Below are 663 nucleotides of genomic sequence, written 5' to 3' on the forward strand. Positions count from 1 at the left end.
ATTCTGCAGATATTCAAAGCAGTGCTTTACTCAGCCACGCCACCTTGAGTCAATTTGGCTGGATTAAGCAGCCTTTCAAGCGTTTCGCGGTCTAAATCCGTTTCCTCTTCGGCCACATCAATGATGGCTCGTCCTTGTTTGTAGGCTTTTTTCGCGACTTCTGCCGCTTTCAAATACCCGATCACCGGGTTTAGTGCGGTGACTAAAATCGGATTCTTGGCCAAAGCAATATCGAGGTTATCTTGTCGAACGTCAAAGGTCGCAATCGCCTTATCGGCAAGGGCGGTCGCACTGTTCGCAACGAGCTCAATGCTCTCCAAAATATTATGTGCAATCACAGGTAGCATAACATTCAACTGGAAGTTGCCAGACTGACCCGCGATGGTGATGGTTGCGTCGTTGCCAATCACTTGCGCTGACGCCATGGCTGCGGCTTCAGGAATAACCGGGTTTACTTTGCCCGGCATGATTGATGACCCCGGCTGTAAGCCTTGCAGTTCGATTTCACCCAAGCCAGCCAATGGGCCAGAGTTCATCCAGCGAAGATCGTTTGCGATCTTCATGATCGCAACTGCTGCTGTTTTGAGCTGTCCAGACAGTGCGACGATCGCATCCTGGCTGCTGAGGTTGAAAAAGAAATTGTCGCTTGAAGTAAAGGTGACT

General features: G+C 49.9%; 1 protein-coding gene. It reads right to left on the bottom strand.

Annotation, left to right across the window (positions count from 1 at the left end; translation table 11 throughout):
• Positions 1-26: 26 nt before the first annotated feature.
• The coding region (locus tag R7R78_RS26860; protein WP_263856327.1) for a lyase family protein at positions 27-663 on the bottom strand (637 nt) is incomplete at its 5' end.

The sequence above is a fragment of the Vibrio sp. 2134-1 genome (assembly GCF_033339495.1).